18 protein-coding genes are annotated in these 18,445 nt (G+C 43.4%); 4 read left to right on the plus strand and 14 right to left on the minus strand.

What is annotated here, in order from left to right:
* Nucleotides 1–60: 60 nt before the first annotated feature.
* Nucleotides 61–615: a CvpA family protein gene (locus EG2_RS03665; protein WP_003127541.1), complete on the minus strand. Its 555-nt coding sequence runs from the start codon at nt 613–615 to the stop codon at nt 61–63.
* 23 nt (nt 616–638) lie between these two features.
* Entirely contained in the window at nt 639–1,079 is a 441-nt protein-coding gene (zapA, locus tag EG2_RS03670) for a cell division protein ZapA (RefSeq protein WP_003127539.1), read from the minus strand.
* A gap of 205 nt (nt 1,080–1,284) precedes the next feature.
* Between zapA and rnhC the strand changes: the two genes are divergently transcribed.
* The gene (gene rnhC, locus EG2_RS03675; protein WP_060813547.1) at nt 1,285–2,220 is read left to right on the plus strand and encodes a ribonuclease HIII; all 936 of its coding nucleotides are present in this window, start codon (nt 1,285–1,287) and stop codon (nt 2,218–2,220) included.
* A gap of 115 nt (nt 2,221–2,335) precedes the next feature.
* Here rnhC and EG2_RS03680 read toward each other — a convergent pair whose 3' ends face one another.
* From EG2_RS03680 to EG2_RS03690, 3 genes are all read right to left on the minus strand, one after another.
* On the minus strand, nt 2,336–4,063 hold the full coding sequence (locus EG2_RS03680; protein WP_060813548.1) for an ABC transporter permease/substrate binding protein: 1,728 nt from the start codon (nt 4,061–4,063) through the stop codon (nt 2,336–2,338).
* The gene (locus EG2_RS03685; protein WP_003127535.1) at nt 4,056–5,267 is read right to left on the minus strand and encodes a quaternary amine ABC transporter ATP-binding protein; all 1,212 of its coding nucleotides are present in this window, start codon (nt 5,265–5,267) and stop codon (nt 4,056–4,058) included. The genes EG2_RS03680 and EG2_RS03685 overlap by 8 nt, the downstream gene beginning before the upstream one ends.
* 118 nt (nt 5,268–5,385) lie before the next feature.
* Nucleotides 5,386–6,039, minus strand: coding sequence for a GntR family transcriptional regulator (locus tag EG2_RS03690; RefSeq protein WP_003127534.1), 654 nt, complete (start codon nt 6,037–6,039; stop codon nt 5,386–5,388).
* Between the two features lie 346 nt (nt 6,040–6,385).
* Between EG2_RS03690 and EG2_RS03695 the strand changes: the two genes are divergently transcribed.
* Nucleotides 6,386–7,912, plus strand: coding sequence for an AMP-binding protein (locus EG2_RS03695; RefSeq protein ID WP_060813551.1), 1,527 nt, complete (start codon nt 6,386–6,388; stop codon nt 7,910–7,912).
* Between the two features lie 119 nt (nt 7,913–8,031).
* Here EG2_RS03695 and menC read toward each other — a convergent pair whose 3' ends face one another.
* Genes menC through menB form a run of 6 tightly spaced genes read right to left on the minus strand, consistent with a single transcriptional unit; the run spans nt 8,032 to nt 15,287 of the window.
* Complete coding sequence (gene menC / locus EG2_RS03700; protein WP_060813554.1) at nt 8,032–9,135, minus strand: o-succinylbenzoate synthase; 1,104 nt, start codon at nt 9,133–9,135, stop codon at nt 8,032–8,034.
* Nucleotides 9,136–9,156: 21 nt separating this feature from the next.
* Nucleotides 9,157–9,975, minus strand: coding sequence for a 2-succinyl-6-hydroxy-2,4-cyclohexadiene-1-carboxylate synthase (menH, locus tag EG2_RS03705; protein WP_060813556.1), 819 nt, complete (start codon nt 9,973–9,975; stop codon nt 9,157–9,159).
* Nucleotides 9,959–11,677, minus strand: a complete 1,719-nt coding sequence (menD, locus tag EG2_RS03710; protein WP_060813558.1) for a 2-succinyl-5-enolpyruvyl-6-hydroxy-3-cyclohexene-1-carboxylic-acid synthase — start codon at nt 11,675–11,677, stop codon at nt 9,959–9,961. Before menD ends, menH begins: the two co-directional genes overlap by 17 nt.
* A complete protein-coding gene (locus EG2_RS03715) occupies nt 11,655–13,031 on the minus strand; it encodes an isochorismate synthase (protein WP_060813561.1) in 1,377 nt (458 codons plus the stop codon). The genes menD and EG2_RS03715 overlap by 23 nt, the downstream gene beginning before the upstream one ends.
* On the minus strand, nt 13,009–14,472 hold the full coding sequence (gene menE / locus EG2_RS03720; RefSeq protein ID WP_060813563.1) for an o-succinylbenzoate--CoA ligase: 1,464 nt from the start codon (nt 14,470–14,472) through the stop codon (nt 13,009–13,011). Before menE ends, EG2_RS03715 begins: the two co-directional genes overlap by 23 nt.
* Complete coding sequence (gene menB, locus EG2_RS03725) at nt 14,472–15,287, minus strand: 1,4-dihydroxy-2-naphthoyl-CoA synthase (RefSeq protein ID WP_003127527.1); 816 nt, start codon at nt 15,285–15,287, stop codon at nt 14,472–14,474. Before menB ends, menE begins: the two co-directional genes overlap by 1 nt.
* A gap of 126 nt (nt 15,288–15,413) precedes the next feature.
* On the opposite strand from menB, the gene EG2_RS03730 reads away from it, so the two are divergent.
* Nucleotides 15,414–15,779, plus strand: a complete 366-nt coding sequence (locus tag EG2_RS03730; protein ID WP_060813566.1) for a PaaI family thioesterase — start codon at nt 15,414–15,416, stop codon at nt 15,777–15,779.
* A gap of 79 nt (nt 15,780–15,858) precedes the next feature.
* On the opposite strand, the gene EG2_RS03735 is transcribed toward EG2_RS03730, so the two are convergent.
* Nucleotides 15,859–16,071, minus strand: coding sequence for a DUF2922 domain-containing protein (locus tag EG2_RS03735; RefSeq protein ID WP_060813567.1), 213 nt, complete (start codon nt 16,069–16,071; stop codon nt 15,859–15,861).
* 17 nt (nt 16,072–16,088) lie between these two features.
* Nucleotides 16,089–16,292: a hypothetical protein gene (locus tag EG2_RS03740; RefSeq protein ID WP_003127523.1), complete on the minus strand. Its 204-nt coding sequence runs from the start codon at nt 16,290–16,292 to the stop codon at nt 16,089–16,091.
* Nucleotides 16,293–16,462: 170 nt separating this feature from the next.
* Here EG2_RS03740 and EG2_RS03745 point away from each other — a divergent pair, with 170 nt between their 5' ends.
* The gene (locus tag EG2_RS03745; protein ID WP_060813570.1) at nt 16,463–17,641 is read left to right on the plus strand and encodes an AI-2E family transporter; all 1,179 of its coding nucleotides are present in this window, start codon (nt 16,463–16,465) and stop codon (nt 17,639–17,641) included.
* Nucleotides 17,642–17,719: 78 nt separating this feature from the next.
* On the opposite strand, the gene EG2_RS03750 is transcribed toward EG2_RS03745, so the two are convergent.
* On the minus strand, nt 17,720–18,361 hold the full coding sequence (locus EG2_RS03750; protein ID WP_060813572.1) for a GyrI-like domain-containing protein: 642 nt from the start codon (nt 18,359–18,361) through the stop codon (nt 17,720–17,722).
* Between the last annotated feature and the right edge of the window lie 84 nt (nt 18,362–18,445).

Genomic DNA, 18,445 nt, shown 5'->3' on the forward strand with positions numbered 1-18,445 from the left:
TTTTTCATTTTTTTACTTAAGAAAAAAAGCAGCATGGTTCTAATGACCAGCTGCCTTATACTAACCAATCACATTAGTGATCCACAAACGGTAAAAGTAATCAGAAATGATTGGCGAACTTTCAACGATAAAGTGTGCCGTGCTGCTCTTATCAAACAAATTTTGGATAGTCGCTAAAGGAATCATCGAGAGGATCATAAAAAAGAAATAGATATTCAGGTAAACTAATAGCGTATTCAAGATCCCTGCTACGACCCAATCATAGCCTTTCAAAAAACGCAGACGTTTGAAACGCAGTCCATTTGCAAAAATGCAAATCAATTTTGTCACTAACCAGCCAGCAAAAAGGATCATAATAAAAGCGACAGCTGCATAGTACGCTTTATCTAGGTCTAGAGCAAGATCTAGGTTATAAAAGACCAACTTTGAGTCTGCGGTCACAGACATATAAGGAACATATAATTCAATTTTTTTTGCCAAAGCTTGGTAATTTGCCACTGCAACTAAAAAAGAAAAAAGGTATCCCAAAACAGAGACTAGCTGCAATGAAGTCCCTCGCCGCGCACCACCATAAAATGCCGCTAACAAAAGAACCAGAACCAAAAATCCTATCATTTCAGAGTCCTTTCCGCGCCTACTTAACCATGAGCTGCTTTTTCTTGGATTTTGCGCTTACGTTGTTCATTTAGTATTTGTTGAGCCTCCACATGATTATGGATCTCCACATCTCCGCGACCTGTCTCATCCAACACTTGTCGCGCTTCAGACTCAATCGCTTCGATTCGCTTGATCCGATTCTCTAGTTCGGTCGCCTTAATCGCTTGACTGCGTAACTCTTCTACCTTATTTTGCAAACTTAATACTTGCTCTTGTTTTTTCAACTGATCAGAAATCGCATTGATTGCTAATAGAATTGCTGCTTGCTCTTTATCGACTTGAGAAGACAGCCCCATGATTTCTGTCAATTGGTCATTGACTAATTTCGTTACCATATCCATATGTTGTTTACTTTCACGCCCAATAATCGTGTAGCTTTGATTGGCGATTACTGCTTTATAACGTTTCTTTTGCTCCGTCATAGGAAAGATTCCTCCCATTGCTGTTCTGTACTATTTTATCACTTTCTGCACGCGTATCGCAAACTCCTACCTATTATACGTGATTTCTAGTGTAATTTCCATGCCAATCGTTTTTTTAGAAAGAGGCTTCGTAAAATTTTTACCTATGGTAGAATCTAAGAAGATGTTCTATTCAAATAACCAGTATGTATATTGGAGGAAGACAATGAGTAATATCGTCATTAAAGTATCTCAAAAAACTATCGCAGAAATGATGAACTTCTATCAGCAAGCGCTATTGAATAAAAAAGTTCCTTATACCGTGTTTGTTGCCAAAAAAGAGCAAACGACCATCACCGCTTATACTTCTGGTAAAGTGATGTTTCAAGGCAGTAGCGCAGAAGCTGAAGCAGCTCGTTGGAGCAATTCTGCCGACTTGTCCAAAACAGCAAATGCGAACAACAAGGCTCCTTCATCCTCCTTGCCTGCTGACTTTTCACAGTGGAGTGTCGTTGGTAGTGATGAAGTTGGCAATGGCAGTTATTTTGGTCCTTTAGTCGTTTGCGCTGTCTATGCCAGTAAAGATCAGTTACCCGTATTGAAAGCATTAGGTGTCAAAGACTCCAAAATGTTGACTGATCCACAAATTCGGGCAATGGCCCCTAAAATAAAAAAACTTGTGCCTTATCAATTACTGACAGTTGAACCAACTAAATACAATGAGATCCAACCTAAATACAACACCGTTCGAATGAAAGTTGCGCTACACAATCAAGCCATTCGGCTACTGTTGCAAAAAATCGCACCAGAAACACCGGATGCCATCTTGATTGATCAATTCACTAGCGAAAAAAATTACCGTACCTATCTAAAATCAGAAAAAAACCAAATCACAGAAAAATTGTTTTTTGCAACAAAAGGAGAGCAATATCATTTAGCAGTGGCTGCGGCCTCCATTCTATGCCGCACTGTTTTTCTGGAGGAACTAGAGAAGGCCTCACAAGAAGTTGGACTACAGCTTCCTTCAGGTGCCGGCAGCAAATCCGATCAGGTCGCTGCTCAGCTTTTGCAAAAAGGTGGAATGCCTTTATTAGCGAAGTATACCAAACTGCATTTCGCCAATACTGAAAAAGCACAAAAAATTGCTGGCTACTATCAGTAGAAAATCAGTAGACAGTAAAAAAAACGAAAGTCTCACACCTGAACTCGGCCACCGAGTCTAGATGCGAAACTTTCGTTTTTTGTTTATTTATCTGATCCTTTCATGCTTCCTTGACTTACTTCGTCCAAGCTGCCACTTCTTCTGGGTGATTGGTTACCCAATCTTTTGCAGCATCTTCAGCAGAAGTTCCATCGTTGATTGCCAGCATGACTTCTTCCATATCTTCTTGTGTCCAATTGAATTTATCCAGTACTTCATAAACTTCTGGCAGATCATCAGCTAATCCTTGGCGTACCATCGTATTGATACTCTCCGCTTCTCCCATCGTTCCTTCGGGATCATCTAGATATTTCAAATCATATTTTGCAAACATCCAGTGAGGCGACCAGCCAGTGATCACAATGTCTTCTTTATTCTTGATGGCTTGTCCTAACGCCACAGTCATTGCCCCGGAAGAAGATGTCGCCACATTCCAATCAGAAAGATTATCATATGTTGCAACTGTCTTTTCAGCAGCAGCGACCACACCTGCACCTGGTTCAATTCCCGTGATCGTTTTTCCTGCCTCATCCGATAGATCTGCGATAGAGTCAACTGCCATGTAGCTAGGAACTGCAATTCCCAGTTTAGCTCCCTCTAAGTTTGGTCCTAGATTTTCTACTTGGTCTTTGTATTGTTCATATTGAGCTTGGTGAGTCGAAGGCAACCAGGCAGCTACCATCCCGTCAACTTCGCCTTTAGCCACAGATTCCCACATGATCGCATTGTCTAATGGTGTCGTCTTGACTTCATAGCCCATTTCCTTTAGCACTTCAGCTACCACATGAGTGGAAGCCACTTCTGTATCCCATTCGACATATGCTAAGTTGACTGTTCCTTTATTGTCTGAAACACGACCAAAAGCTACAGAAGCACCAATCAGCGCAACAACAGCTGCAGCAGCGATCCCGCCAAAGAGACGTTTTTGCTTGCGGCTTTTCGCGGACACGGCTTTTTTCTTATGAGCGGGTTTATTCAAGTTTTGGGTAAACCGATCCATAATGATCGCTAAGATCACTAATGAAACCCCACTAACAAATCCATTTCCGACTTGTGCCCGCTGCAGTGCAGATAGGACACCTCGTCCAAGACCAGGGGCACCAATCATCGAAGCAATCACTACCATTGAAAGAGCAAGCATCGTGGTTTGATTGACACCTGCTAAAATCGTGCTTTTCGCTAATGGCAATTCTAACTTGACCAATTTCTGCCAGCCAGTTCCCCCAAAGGAATCCGAAGCTTCGACTAATTCACGAGAAATTTGACGGATTCCTAAATTAGTCATCCGTACAGTCGGCGGCAATGCAAAGATCACTGAGGCAAAAACCCCTGGTACCATGCCGATCCCAAAGAAAGCGACTGCTGGGATCAGATAGACGAAGCCAGGCATCGTTTGCATGAAATCTAAGATTGGCGTAACGATGCTTTGCGCCTTTTCGCTTTTTGCCATTAAGATTCCGAGGGGAATACCGATAATGATCGATACCAGACTAGAGAGCAGAACCAATGTGACAGTATTCATCAAATCAGTCCACAACCCTTGATTGTAGATAAACAGTAGCCCGACAAATGTAAATGCCGTCAGCCCCCATTTTTTACTTGAAACAAAAAATGCAGCGATTGTCAGTATCAGGATCATGACTAGTGGTGGCACAAAAAGCAAAGTATTGGTCATTCCATCCATCACGAACTGACCAAAAGACTGCAATGCGGAAAAGAGCCCACTAAAAGTTCCTGTTAGCCAATCTGTAAAGGACTCTACCCAATCAGCAACTGGAATCGTTTGTTGAAGAAAATTACCCATTGACGACCACTCCTTCCTCTGTCACTGATGAATCCGTTTCTGCCAGTGCTTCGATCACACTGCCGCGAATAACCACACCGATCAGACGATCATTTTCAACCACCGCTAACGGTGTCGGGGAATCATAAATTAAATTGAAAATATCCGTCACTAGCATATCTTTGTCGATTTTTTGTACATTTTTATCGATGACTTCTTTTAGGGTCAAATTGTTTTTGCGTGCTTCGCGAGCCGACTCAGCTGTCAAACTACCTTTTAGATGACGTTTTTTGTCTACCGCCAGCAACATACTAACTTCCTCTTTACGCATTCGATTTAGCGCAACACTTGGCCCATCGATTTCGATATTTGTCGTTAATGCTGGTACCATGATGTTTTGAGCCGTCAAAACTTTCGAGCGATCGACATCTTCGACGAAATCTCTCACATATTGGTTCGCAGGATTGGTCAAAATCTCTTCTCCTGTCCCAATTTGCATGATTTGTCCATCTTTCATCAAAGCGATGCGATCACCAATTCGCAAAGCTTCATTCAAATCATGAGTGATAAAAATAATCGTCTTTTGGACATTGGCTTGTAATTCTAACAACTCATCTTGCATTTCGCGACGAATCAACGGATCTAACGCTGAGAATGCTTCGTCCATCAATAAGATCTCTGGGTCATTTGCTAATGCTCGCGCCAGACCAACCCGTTGTTGCATCCCACCAGACAGTTGATCAGGATATTGATCCTTGAAAGATAATAGCCCAGAATTAGCTAAAGCTTTTTCGGCTTTGGCTACTCGCTCTTCTTTGGGAACCCCTCGCACCTCTAAGCCATATTCTGTATTCTCAAGAATCGTTCGGTGAGGGAACAAACCAAAGCTTTGGAAAACCATGTTGATCTTATGGCGTCGGACTTCACGTAATTCTTCTTTACTCATCTTCGCAATGTCTTCCCCATCAATATAAATGTCCCCACCGGAAGGCTCGATCAACCGATTCAATAAACGGATCAAGGTTGACTTCCCACTACCAGAAAGTCCCATAATCACAAAGATTTCTCCTTCATTGACTTCAAAATTTACATCATAGACACCAACTGTGGCCCCAGTTTTTTCTAGAATTTCATTCTTGCTGCGTTGTTCTTGGATCATGGCAAACGCTTGTTGCTTCTTCTTGCCAAAGATTTTCGTTAAATGTGCAACTTTAACTTTACTCACTTATACTGACTCCTTTTTCTGAAAAATTTCACGAAAGTGACCATACTATACTAACAGCATGTGGTCACTTTGTCAAAAAAAGATTCCATCTCTTCTTAGAAATGGAATCTTTTGCTCTTCAATTAGCGGAGTCTTGTGGATAAAAAAAGTTCGTCATACGTTGCAGTGCCAACTCATTTCCGACAAAATAAATCGTATTGCCGGCACTAAACTTGGCGTAAGGGCCTGGTGAGAGCAATAACTCCTGTTCCGTTTGGATTGCCACGATGGTTGCTCCCGTTACTTGCCAAATATTCAGCTCGTGGACACTTTTTTCTAAGTGCTGGGCATCTTCTTTCAACAACAATTCAAATGGCAGAAAAGGGCTCATATTATGCACTTTTTTCGTTTGCCGAACCAAAACATTCAATAGTTCCGAAAAATTATCCAGCTCTTGTTGCTGCCGTTCAACGCTTTCTAAAATGTCTTTACGAATCTCTTGGATCGATTGAACATCTTTGTACTGATCCAAAAAAGATTGCGCCTTTTCTTTTGAGGCAATATACGCGCCGCTCCCATGACGGACATCCATGATCCCCAAATCGACCAAGACATTGATTGCTTTACGGGCTGTTTCTGGCGACACATTGAAGTTACTGGCTAATGTCGAACGGGCATGAACCTTTTGTCCAACTTCGTAGCGATTTTCCACGATTCTTTCCGCGATCTCCACAGCGATCTGCTGGTATCGAGGAAGCGAAACATGTTTTTTATTTTGTATCTTTTTGGCCATCGGGATCTTCCTTTGCTTTTTTTTCATGATAGCAATAAAAAGACATACTGACAACTATCGTCCTGCTGATGTTCGCAATAGAATCTTTTGTTCTAACTCTCCTCGGTTGCCCTTGTGCCAATCAAATCATACCAATCGGAGTATCGCTAATCAAACTTGATTGTCTCAAAATAGCCCTACCCGGCTTGTAAGTCAGTTGATTTAAGACGTTATGTGAAAAAAATCCCAAAGTAACTATTCTTAAAAAAAAACGCTATGTTAAAATGAACCATAGTTTGAGAAAGGTGACTTTATTAACCATCGAAGTTAACAAAACACCGTCATCAATTTAAAGGAGTGTGTTATTTTGTCTATTTTAGCGTATCAACCATTGAATCTTTATACCAATTACCGCGATGCGGCGGCGGCTTATCCAGACGTCCCAATCATTCATGATGAAATCTTGCCAGCTTTTCCTGAATTGGGTTACCGCAGCACATATCATTCAAGTCATGAAATGATCTTAAAGCGGGCGTACCAACTTGCCCACCTTGGTGTCCAAGCCGGAGATAAAATCATTATCTATAAATCATCAAAATTTGATACGTATCTTTTAGCTACAGCTGCTGCTTATTTAGGCGCTGTCCCAGCAATGATTTCTTATCATTTTCCAGCTTCAACGATCGAAGTCTTTGTTGACCGCTTAGAAGATCCTTATATCCTTTTTGATGAAGAGACAGAAAACCGAGTGGCAGCTGTCAAAAACAGCAGCTCGAACAAGCAGATTGCTGTCCGCAATCTATTATTGCAACCAGCTGAACCTGTTGGTCAAACCGAATTGCCTCACGATCAAATTTCTTATATGACCCACACCTCAGGCACAACAGGAATACCAAAATTGATTTGTCATTCGGCCAATTCTATGGGGTGGCGGACAAAGTGGCAGCGAACTGTCTTCACAAAAATCGCAGAAACAAAATTAGTGGCGTTCCATATTTCACCGGTTCATTCTCGCTTCAATATTGGGATCTCTTCTTTGATGTCTATGGGCTTTCCAATGATGCCTCTTGCTAGTGCGAATGGTCCTCACGTCGTTCGGATGTTGAAAGAGAATCCACCGATTGCCTTAGAGACACACCCAAATAACTTCGTGCAATGGCGATTCGTTGCAGAAGAACATCCTGAAGCTTTTGCTGGAATACGTTATTATCACTCCACATTCGATGCCATCAATAATCAAACAATGGCAGCTTTCTTACAAACTTCTGCTAATCAAGATGCCATCTTCTTGCAAGTATACGGCCAAAGCGAGTGCGGACCAATGATTCTAAAAGCACATACGCTAGAAAGTATCCAATCAAATGATGCTCGCGATATGGGGATTGGTTTAGGCGATTTGACCAAAGCACGAATCGCAGATGCTGACGGCAATGAATTGCCTGCAAATACAGACGGACATATCCACTTCCTATCCAAAGGACGGGCATTGACTTATTATAAAGAAGATCAGCGTTTTACTGAGAATGTTTATGGAGATTGGTGGGATAGCGGCGATTATGGCAGCATGAATGAAGAAGGCCATTTATTCTTGAAAGACCGCCAAGTGGATCTGATTGAGTCCATCGATAGTAATTTAGCTTTAGAAGATCTGCTTTTAGATACATTGGATTTTCTAGCTGAAGTGGTCATCGTTCGTGACAAAGAAAATTCACCGCAACCGATCATTGCCTTAGCACCAAACCGTGAAATGGATTGGACAGCTTGGTGGCAAGCAGTAGAAGATCTTCCTCGTTTGAATCAGCCAATTCTCTGGGACTTTGAAAAGATCCCTCGTACAGCAACAATGAAAGTTCGCCGTTTGCAAATTGAGAAAGAATTTAAAGAACAGGCTTAGCAACAGGCGCTTGCACGCCCTTTTATCCAAATAGCAGCAAAAAGCACCTTCTCGCTTTTAAAGAGGGTGCTTTTTGCTGCTTGATAATTGATCTGCTGATCAAAAACTATTTCTAAAGTTCAACCTAACAAACGAGTGCGGGAAACACAATAGGCAGCTATTTTCTCTTCATCTAGTGTGAAGCCCGCTCCCACACCAACAGGCACCTGAAGACAGCCATTTTTGATCTTCGCAGGTTCAGTGACGATATCATCGTAAAAATAACGATCAGAAGCAGATAGATCACCAGGGAAGTGGAAGGGAGCTTGGCTGGCAAACTGCAGATTCAACGCTCGTCCCACCCCTGATTCGAACATTCCACCTAGCCAGACATCCAATCCATAATGTTGGCAGGCTGAAACAATTCGCATCGCTTCGGTGATTCCTCCCACTCGCGGAATTTTTAGATTGATTGCTCGGCAACTATCTAATGAGGCCACAACAGCGACATCTTCTGCAGTACGTATATCTTCATCTAAACATAGCGGCGTCTTTAACTGCTTCTGCAGACGGCGATGCCCTACTAGATCCCGGATTTTCAACGGTTGCTCGATCATTGCCAGCCCCAATTCATCTAATGCGAGAATCTTTTCCGGCTGATCTTCATAAGCGCCGTTCGCATCAGCCATCAGCAATAGCTCGGGAAAGGTTTCCCGAACGGCCGCCAATGGCTCTAAGTCGACTCCCGGCTTGATTTTGATTTTTACTCGCTGATATCCTTGCGCGACATAATCAGCGACTTGTGCGACTAGCTGTTCTGTGGATGCTTGAATCCCCACACTGACCCCTACAGCAAGCTTGTCTCTTGTTGTAGGATAAAAAGAGGTCAGACTGCAATGTTTTTGGCGGCCATATAAATCCCAAATCGCCGTTTCAACTGCTGATTTGGCCATAAAATTTCCTTGAACTGTTTGAAATAACGTCCAAACATCTCGCGGATGATCGATGTTTCCTGTCAGCAATGGGAATAAGAACTTGCTAATGGCTTCTCGAGCTGAAGCCAACGTTTCTTCAATATAATCTGGTTGCTGAAAAGCCACCAATTCTCCAACACCCACGGTTCCGTCTTGGTCGGTCAGTACAAGCAGGTCAAATGCTTTTTCCGTCAAGCGACCATAACTCGTCTCAAAAGGCTGCCTCAATGGGAGTCGACAAGCAATCCGTTCTGCTTTGACGATTTTCATACGCGCGCTCCTTTTCCAATATCAGTGTGCGGTCAACCAAGCATGCACTTCATTTGCCACTACATCTGGACGTTCCAAATGCACGCAATGACCGGCTTTTGACACCGAGATGATATTCAACGCTGGTTGTTGCTGCTGCATTTTTTTTGCGATCAGGAAAAATTTTTCATCCCATTCTCCAGTGAGAACCAGAAATGGGCACTGAATGTCTGCCAAATTTTGCCAGAAGCTAGGTTGTGTTCCTGTTCCGCTATAGTACAAACTCATCGCCAAACCAAACGCCTGTTGGCTCAAACGTGTCGCTCGTACTTGCTGCTGTATTTCCTTTGGTAATCGTTTTTGACTAGCAAACAATGGCAGTTCTTGCCAATAATCAACAAAGTCAACCAGCGGTTGCTGAATCAATCGTACCGCCAAACGTTGATCATTGCGTCGGCGAAGACTGCGGGCAGATTCTGATTCCAGTCCCGGAGAGCCGCTCTCCATGATCAAGCCAGCGATCTTGTCTGGGAAAGCAACCGTCCATGCCAATGCCGTACGAGCACCCATTGAATAGCCATAAAGATAATAACGGTCAACCGTTAAACGATCCACCAATTCTGCCAGATCCGTTACCATCTGAATCATCTCATAGCGTAACGGATGCACATGACTGGCGGAACCACCATGACCCAACAAATCGATTGCTAAGACATTGAAGGACGTTTCTTGAGCAAACACTGGGCGAAAAGAATCTGAAGTGCCAGTAAATCCGTGCAGAACTACGAGGGTCGGCAGATCAGCCAGATAAGGTCGATACCATTGATACGAATAGTTCACACCGTTAACGTTTATTTTCATTGGAGATCCTTTCCTGAAACTCCTGTTGCAACGCTTGCCAAGCGATCACAGGATCTTTTTGCAGGCCTGCTACTTCAATGATCTGAAAACAAGGCGTCGTTAATGATTGCTCGATTTGGGAGGCAAAATCAGTCAAAGTTGCTGGAGCGTGCCATTTCGCGCCATAAAGTTTTGCAGCTTGCTGAAAGTCAAGATCCAACGGGGTGCCAAATAGCGGCACAAAGTCACTTTCTGACAAGGTATTTTGCGATAAGAAGGAAAAAATCCCCCCACCGTTATTATTCAGTAAAATGATCGTGACTGGCAGCTGATACTGTTTGAGCAATTGCAGCCCATTCATATCATGAAAGAAAGCTAGATCGCCAATCAATAAATAGGTCGGTTTTTGGCTGGCAGCTGCGATCCCAGCAACGGTCGAAATCAACCCATCGATACCATTCACACCGCGATTGCCAAATACTTGGTAAGCACTACCTGTAACCGTTCCGTATCGATCAACAAAGCGGATCGCATTACTATTTGCTAAGAGCAATTGGGCATCATGTCCCAATGTTTGTTGCAAGATCCGTACAGCAGCAGTTTCATTCCACTCCGTTAAAGAATGAGTCGTTGCCAATGCTTCCTCAGCGACGGCTTGCAGCTTTTGCCATGGCTGAAACCATTCTGGTTGTGGTCTGCTAGGCAACTTGCTTACTTGCTCCACAAAATCCTCTATCGTAAGCTGTAGCAAAAAGGCTGAGCGATGCAATTGATCTTGCCACTGTCCAGATTCATCCACAAAAAGCCAGTCGATGCCTTCCGGCAGACCGCTTAACCAAAGCAAGACATTTTTGGTCATTGGCAAGCGACCAAAACGAAGAACGACTTCGGGAATAAAGTCCGCATCTAGTTGTGGAAAAATCAAATCAGCCTGTGGGAGAAAATAAGCCGACGTTTCCCCGCAAGTAGCCAAATTTGTCAGTGGATCCCCCACTAGCGGCCAGCCAAGATGATTGGCAAGCGCATGTAGTGTTTCTGCTTCAGAAGGTGTCAAACTTTCGCCCACCACTAGGAGCCCTTTTTTCATAAACAATGGTGCCAGTTCTGTCAAAACAGCTGCAGGTAGTGATTGCTGTGTAGGGAGGTAAGCGATATTTTGTTGGATCGAACAAATCCGCGTGAAATCAGGCAGTAATGGTTCCCGCAAAGGAAAATTCAGGTGCACGGGACCACTTGGCTGCTTTAATGCTTCGATCGTTGTCGTGGCAGCCTGCCAAAAGCTGTACTTCAGCATGTTGGGAGTATTCTCCGGCACAGTCATTTCTACCATTTTTTTTACATGAGAAGCATACAGACTTTGCTGATCCATGGCTTGCGGTGCACCAACACCACGTAGTTCCGGTGGCCGATCAGCAGTTAAGACGATCAATGGCAAATTTGTGGCTTCCGCCTCACAAATTGCTGGATAGTAATTGGCTGCAGCAGTACCTGATGTACATAGTAAAAGTGTCGGCTGCAAATCGACTTTGGTCATTCCCAACGCAAAAAAGGCTGCTGAACGTTCATCGACATCGATCCAACAAGTGATTTCTGGATCCCGATGCAAAAGCAATGCCAACGGTGTCGACCGCGATCCGGGACTGATCACCGCTCGCTTTATTCCAGCGGCTTTAAACCCATGGATCGCTGCCAACAAGTAGTCAGTCATGACTTGCTGATTCATTCTCTATCACTCCTCTTAGCATAGGTTGGAATTTCAAGGCTGTCTCTTGGCGTTCTTCTTCTGCAACAGAATCGGCGACGATCCCGCATCCTGCGTAAAGGATGCCTTCTGTCCCATGAAAAACACCAGAACGAATCGCTACTGCAAATTCTCCGATATCTTCTTGGATCCCTAGCCACCCGATTGGTCCTCCATATAATCCCCGACGCGCAGGTTCGTGGCTACGAATCCATGCCAGCGCATCAGCTTTTGGCTCCCCACCTAGGGCTGGTGTCGGATGCAGCTTAGCCACTGCTTCTAAAAAAGAAACAGCGGGCTTCCGCTTGCCAGACAAAGGCACGAATAAGTGCTGAATGTCGCGATTCTTGATGATCGATCGAGCCTCTGAATGGAACCCTTCCGCCAATAAGGAAGACAACGCCTGCTCCAGGCGATTGACAACTACTTGATGCTCATGGGTATTTTTGGGATCAGTTAATAATGCATCAGCTATTTGCTGATCTTCTGCTGGTGTGCTGCCTCGAGGCGCAGACCCTGCAATGCTGACTGTCTCGAAATGACTGGCAGTCGCCTTTAACAAGCGCTCCGGTGTGGCACCAATAAACGAAACCTCGTCTTCAAAAGCAAAGAGATAGGTATTGGTTTGTTGCTCTGCAAGACGGGCCAACACCGCAAAGGAATCAATCTCCTGCTTGGTAGTGATTTTCATTCGCCGAGCTAAAACAACCTTCTCCAAAGGCGTTTTTGCAGAGCGTATCGCTGCGACTGTCTCATCGACCGCTTTTACCCATTGTGGTACGTCTAATTCTGTTTGCTGCAACAAACAAGCCCCTACAGGCTGTTGCGTTTGTTTTCCCCATTGCTCAACGAGTTGTTGTAAATCAGCAAACTGTGCGAACAGCGTTTCCACGTCATTCGTATCCTTCGCTTCGACGGTCAAGACCACACCATACACATCATTTATTTTTCTAAAAAGAATTTTCGGCAACACAAAAAGACCATTGCCGATTGTGCCCCATTCTGCTGCTCCTTGGTTTTGTTCATCAAAAGCAAAAGCACCTAATAATGTAGCAGACATTTGGTCCGTATTTGGTTGAAAATGCTGCTTTTTAAGGTTTCGACGCTGCCGCTCAAAATCAGTCAATGATGGGTTCGCGTAGCGTTTCACACTGCCGATACCCAAAAAACAGGTTGCTTGATCTGATGATCGCCAAAAATAACGTTCACCAATAAATTGACTGGCAGCAGCATATAACTGAACAAAATCACAAGGTGCAAGTGGGTAATAATGACTAAACACCTTTTTGCCAGCAGCTAATGCATGTTGATACTCATTCTTTGATTTGCTGTTCAATGTAGTTCACTCTTTCTTCTGTCAGCAATACACGCTTTACTATTTTCCCGCTAGCGGTACGCGGCATTTCTTTTACTTGATAATAGCGGCGGGGGTGTTTGTACCGAGCAAGCTGTGGAGTTAGATAGGCGATCAATTCTGGTAATGTAATCGGCTCTTTGAGTGTAAGATAAGCAACCGGCTCTTGTCCCCACACTCCACTTGGCTCACCCACCACTGCCGCTTCTTCAATTGCAGGGTGGCTAACTAATGCCTGTTCAACTTCAGCTGGATAAATATTTTCGCCACCGGAAATAATCAATTCACTCAAACGAGATACCACATATAAATACCCTTCAGAATCCAAATAGCCAAGATCACCGGTGGCAAACCAGCCATCCTGCGTCCACTGCTCCTCCCCGCGATCATTCAAATAGCACGTAACGATCGCAGGTCCTTGCAACTGGATTTCCCCCAGTTTTCCTTCTTTTTCGACAACAGATTCCTTCAAAGACTGCGACTGAATCCGCAAATTGACTTGTGCTAATGGTAATCCAGCAGAACCAATTTTTTCCTCGGCTTTATCTGGAGGCAAAGCAACGACTTGCGAACAAGTTTCAGTCATCCCATAGGATTGAATAACTGATAAGCACTTGTCTTGGCATTGCATCAAGACTGATCGGGCAATCGGACCACCACCTAAAAGAATATAGCGCAATGAAGGATAACCAGTGTCTCCAGTCAAAGGCAAAAGATCGGTCAGCATTTTGGTCACTAACGAGAGCAACGTTCCTTTACCAACAGCCAGGTCTGATGCGATTTGCTGCGCATCGAATCGATCATATAATCGAACACTGATCCCTAAAATCAAGGAACGCAACAAAATTGATAAACCGCTAATATGATACAACGGAACTACACAACACCAGCAGTCGTCAGCAATCACCGACAAGTTGATCTGCGTAGCTTGTGCACTGGCAAAATGGTTGCCAAATGTTTGAGGCACGCCTTTGGGATTACCCGTCGTGCCAGAAGTGTACATGATCGATGCAACTTGTGTTTTTTGGTAAATCGAAATCGGCGCAGAAAAAATTCGTTCTTGCAATTTGCCAAAAGGTAGGAGCTTGATTGTCGGCAAGGTAAGCGATCGATTTGTGACTACCCACTGACAAGCAGCATCATTTAATTGATAGTACAGCTCTTTTTCAGTCAATCGAGTGTTTAAGAACTGAATTTGTTTTCCTAATTCCCAAAGTGCCAAAATCGTGAAATACATCTCAGGAGAGTTATTGCTTAAAATCGCTACTCGCTCGATTGTTTGAGGAATCCGATGTTCATAATAGCAAGCATAAGCCGTGACTTCTTTTTGCAAGGCAGCAAACGACCAGCTTTTATCTTGCCAATAAAAAGCTGGTCGTTCTGGATGAAGTTGTGCTTGCCGTTGCAGCCAACTACCATTCATTAAGGGAATTTAGGGAATTGGTCGAAATTAGGCTGACGTTTTTCTTTAAACGCATCGCGGCCTTCTTTTGCTTCATCCATTGTGTAATACAATAAGGTCGCATCGCCAGCAAGTTGTTGGATTCCGGCTAGCCCATCTGTATCGGCATTCATTGAGGCTTTGATCATGCGCAAAGCCAATGGGCTTTTTTGCAGCATCGTTTCTGCCCATTCCATCGTCACATCTTCCACTTGATCAAGAGGAACGACTGTATTGATCCAGTTCATTGCTAAAGCTTCTTCTGCTGTATACTGTTTCGTCATAAACCAAACTTCTTTGGCTTTCTTGTGGCCAATCGTTCGAGCAAGATAGCCTGAACCGTAACCACCATCGAAACTGCCGACATTCGGTCCTGTTTGACCAAATTTCGCATTATCTGCCGCGATCGTTAGATCACAAACCAGCTGCAGCACGTTTCCGCCGCCAATAGACCAACCTTTGACCATAGCGATCACCGGTTTTGGTAATGTCCGGATCAAACGTTGCAAGTCCAGCACATTGAGACGAGGAACTTGATCTTCACCAACATAGCCGCCATGTCCGCGAACTTTTTGGTCACCGCCAGAACAAAAAGCTTTGTCGCCAGCCCCTGTTAGAATGATCACACCAATGCCAGGTTCATCGCGACTGATTGAAAAAGCATCGATCATTTCAAACACCGTTTTCGGTGTAAAGGCGTTGTGGACTTCTGGACGATTGATCGTGATCTTCGCCACTTTGCCGTGCTGTTCAAATAAAATTTCATCGTATTCCTTTAAGGTTTTCCATTCTCTCATTACAGGTTCCTCCTTATGTCACATGTTTCCATTATACACATTTCTGAGCGAATTTCGTCAGAAATTGCTTTCTGTCAAACGTTTGTTATAATCAAATCATCAAATTCTCAGAAAACGAGGGACTCCATGAACTTACTTGACTATTTAGGCATCCAGATCGAAGAAACAACCGCTACTCAGGTTCGGTTATCTTTAGTGGTCACCGATCGGCATAAACAACCTTTTGGTATTCTGCACGGTGGTATCAATGCCGTCTTGATTGAAACAGCTTGTAGCCTAGGGGCAAATCAAGCCGTAGCTGAAGACCAGTTTGCCGCCGCGATTGATCTGCAAGTCAATCATTTAAAAGCGGTCAAACAAGGAACTGTTACTGTGGAAGCTGTCCCTGATCGAATCGGTGGAAAGATCCAAACTTGGCAAGCTACGATCAGACAATCCGACGGCACGAAAACGGCTGTCGGACGTTGTACATTAACTGCCGTCACCAAATAAAAAGAAGAAGTACTGCAACCAGTACTTCTTCTTTTTGATTGTCGAGCATTTCTTGATGAACTTTCTATTTCAACTTATTTCAAAACAATGGCGTCTCAATCGTCTCTACGATTTTGGCGCCAGACAGCTCCTCGTAATAACGGACACCATCTGATTCAAAGATACCGATTTTTGTAATATTCTCCATTGCTGTCCGTGCTGCTTCTGCCGTTATCTCTTCATCAAAAACTTTTGGCTGCAATGTGTGTTTTTTGCCCTCACTAGTCAAAAATAATGCATGAAGCTTTTTCATTGCTTTCTCTCCTTTCGTTATTTTACGTACTCATTCTGGATCGTTTCTACCACGCCAGCCAAAGACGCATTCTTAGAAAATCCTGCCATGGCTTCACCAAACGCTAACATCTTAGCCTCCTCTGGAGCATTCATGACTTGATTGACGGTCTGGCTGACAGTTTTTTCTGCATCTGGTGCTTGGATTCGAATCGTCAGCCTTGTGGTGGTTTTGGTCTTCATCGCTTCTTTTCCTCCTCTATTGAGTTTTGATTGCTTCGTAAGTGGCGCCCTTACATATCTATAAACGAATCAAATACGCAAAAGTAAAAAATAAAATTGGTTTGACTCGCTCTTTTTTTACAGAAAGTGCTGCTTTCGTTATAATGAGGCTAAGAAAGTGAGGCTCTTCTATGAAAAAAAACCGTTTAATCCAATTTTTAGGAGGAAAAACCAGCTATTATGTACTGGGATTGATCATTCTCTGTGCGATCGCTGCTTTTTTACTTAAACAAATCTCGTTTCTTTTTGATCCTTTTTTTGTCATTATTTCTACTCTTATTCCACCATTTTTATTCGGCCTGATCTTGTACTATTTGTTCAATCCGTTGGTTGATCGCTTAGAAACGAAAAAGATTCCCCGCATTGTTTCCATTGGCGGGATCTATCTTCTGATTCTTTTAGTGATCGTTTTGGCTGGGTTTCAGCTTTATCCAATCATCCAAAAACAAACAACCGATTTGATCAATCAATTCCCAGATTTGATTGCTGATTTCGAGCGAAATGCTGACTCATTCCTAGCGAATACGCCATTTGGTACTCAAATTGATCAAATCACGGATACTCTTCAAAAAGTTGCCAACAATATCATGGATTTCATTGGTGACTATTGGCAAACTGGTGCTGCAGGGCTTAGCAGTATCTTTTCGACGATCTCAACGTTGTTTATCGCATTGTTTACAGGACCGATCATTGCTTTTTTCTTACTAAGAAATCCAAACAAGTTTTATTATTCTCTCCTGTCAATCGTACCACCGCGATTTCGTAAAGATTTCAACACGATCGTAAAGATCGCTGACCTACAAGTTGGTGCCTTTCTGAAAGGACAGATTATTTCTTCCTTTATTTTAGGCGGAATTTATTGGGTGATTTTTTTGCTGATTGGTTTAGAATATGCAAGTATCTTGGCGATCGCTGCCGGGATTTTATGTATCATTCCATATATCGGTCCATTTATCGTCTTCTTCCCGGCCCTTTTCATCGCGGCACAAGATTCAACAGGAATGCTGATCAAATTCCTGATTGCTTGGTTCGCCGTACAACTGCTTCATGGTGACTTGGTCGTTCCTCGTGTAATGGGAGATCGTCTGCAGATCCATCCGATCACGATTCTCGTTGTTTTATTAGTTATGGGGGATTTGATGGGGATCGTAGGTGTCATTTTCGGAATACCGATCTACTGTCTCTTAAAAGTATTAGTGGTGTATGGATTCCGCAAATTCAAACAACGGTACAATACCTATTACGGCGACGAAGGCAAGTATTTTCACAGTGAATTCACCAGTGAAGACTATTTAAAAGATGAGCAGTAAAAGAGAGAGAATCGCTTAAGCGCGGTTCTCTCTCTTTTCATTATGTGTTTTCATTTAGTACACCAACGGCTAAATGGATCAAGCGGGTTCTTTGTTTGTTCCGGTTACCCGCCAGCGTAAGACGGTTTTTGCTTTTTCTGGTACTGTCTTTCGCGGATCTGACAGATAGATCTCCCGATGCTGATAATTGCCCATCGTGGGAACAATTGATAGACCGTGGGCTTCGCAATAGCCTTGCATTTTCGCAAACGTTTCTGTTTCTGTGTCAAAAGGACCGATGTGACAAGCTTGCACAGACCAGCCTTCTCGGTATTCTTCGAAACGAATTCGTTCCAAAAAACGATTTTCTTTTTTCTTCATGACTTGTGTCAACTGTTCGGCGGCTAAATCAGCAGTTACTTGTTCCGGTTGCCGAATCATGATTTTATAGATCAACTCTTCTTTAGCAATCGGTCCTTGTGGTTTTTCAGGTAAAGTCCATACGCCTTCTAACGGGTACACCGTATACTCAAAAGGCGTATTGCCGAAGGAGCCTTTTTTCAATCCCATGCGCAATCCATAGGCCATCATATAAAGTGCACTGACCTGCTCGGAAAATTCAGGACGGTTAGGATTTCCTTCGCCAGTCAACGTAATGAACTGATAAGCAGGCACTTCGATCAGCTGTGGTTCTTTTGGTAAATAGTAAGCTTTTTCTTGTTTTCGCCATTCATATTTCATTGTCCAAACTCCTTTTTTGTAAAGTGTACCACAATCAAAGAGATTGGTTCATAAATAATCCAACCAGCGAATTTTTTGGCTGCT

It is taken from the genome of Enterococcus gallinarum NBRC 100675, assembly GCF_001544275.1.
Classification (GTDB): domain Bacteria; phylum Bacillota; class Bacilli; order Lactobacillales; family Enterococcaceae; genus Enterococcus_D; species Enterococcus_D gallinarum.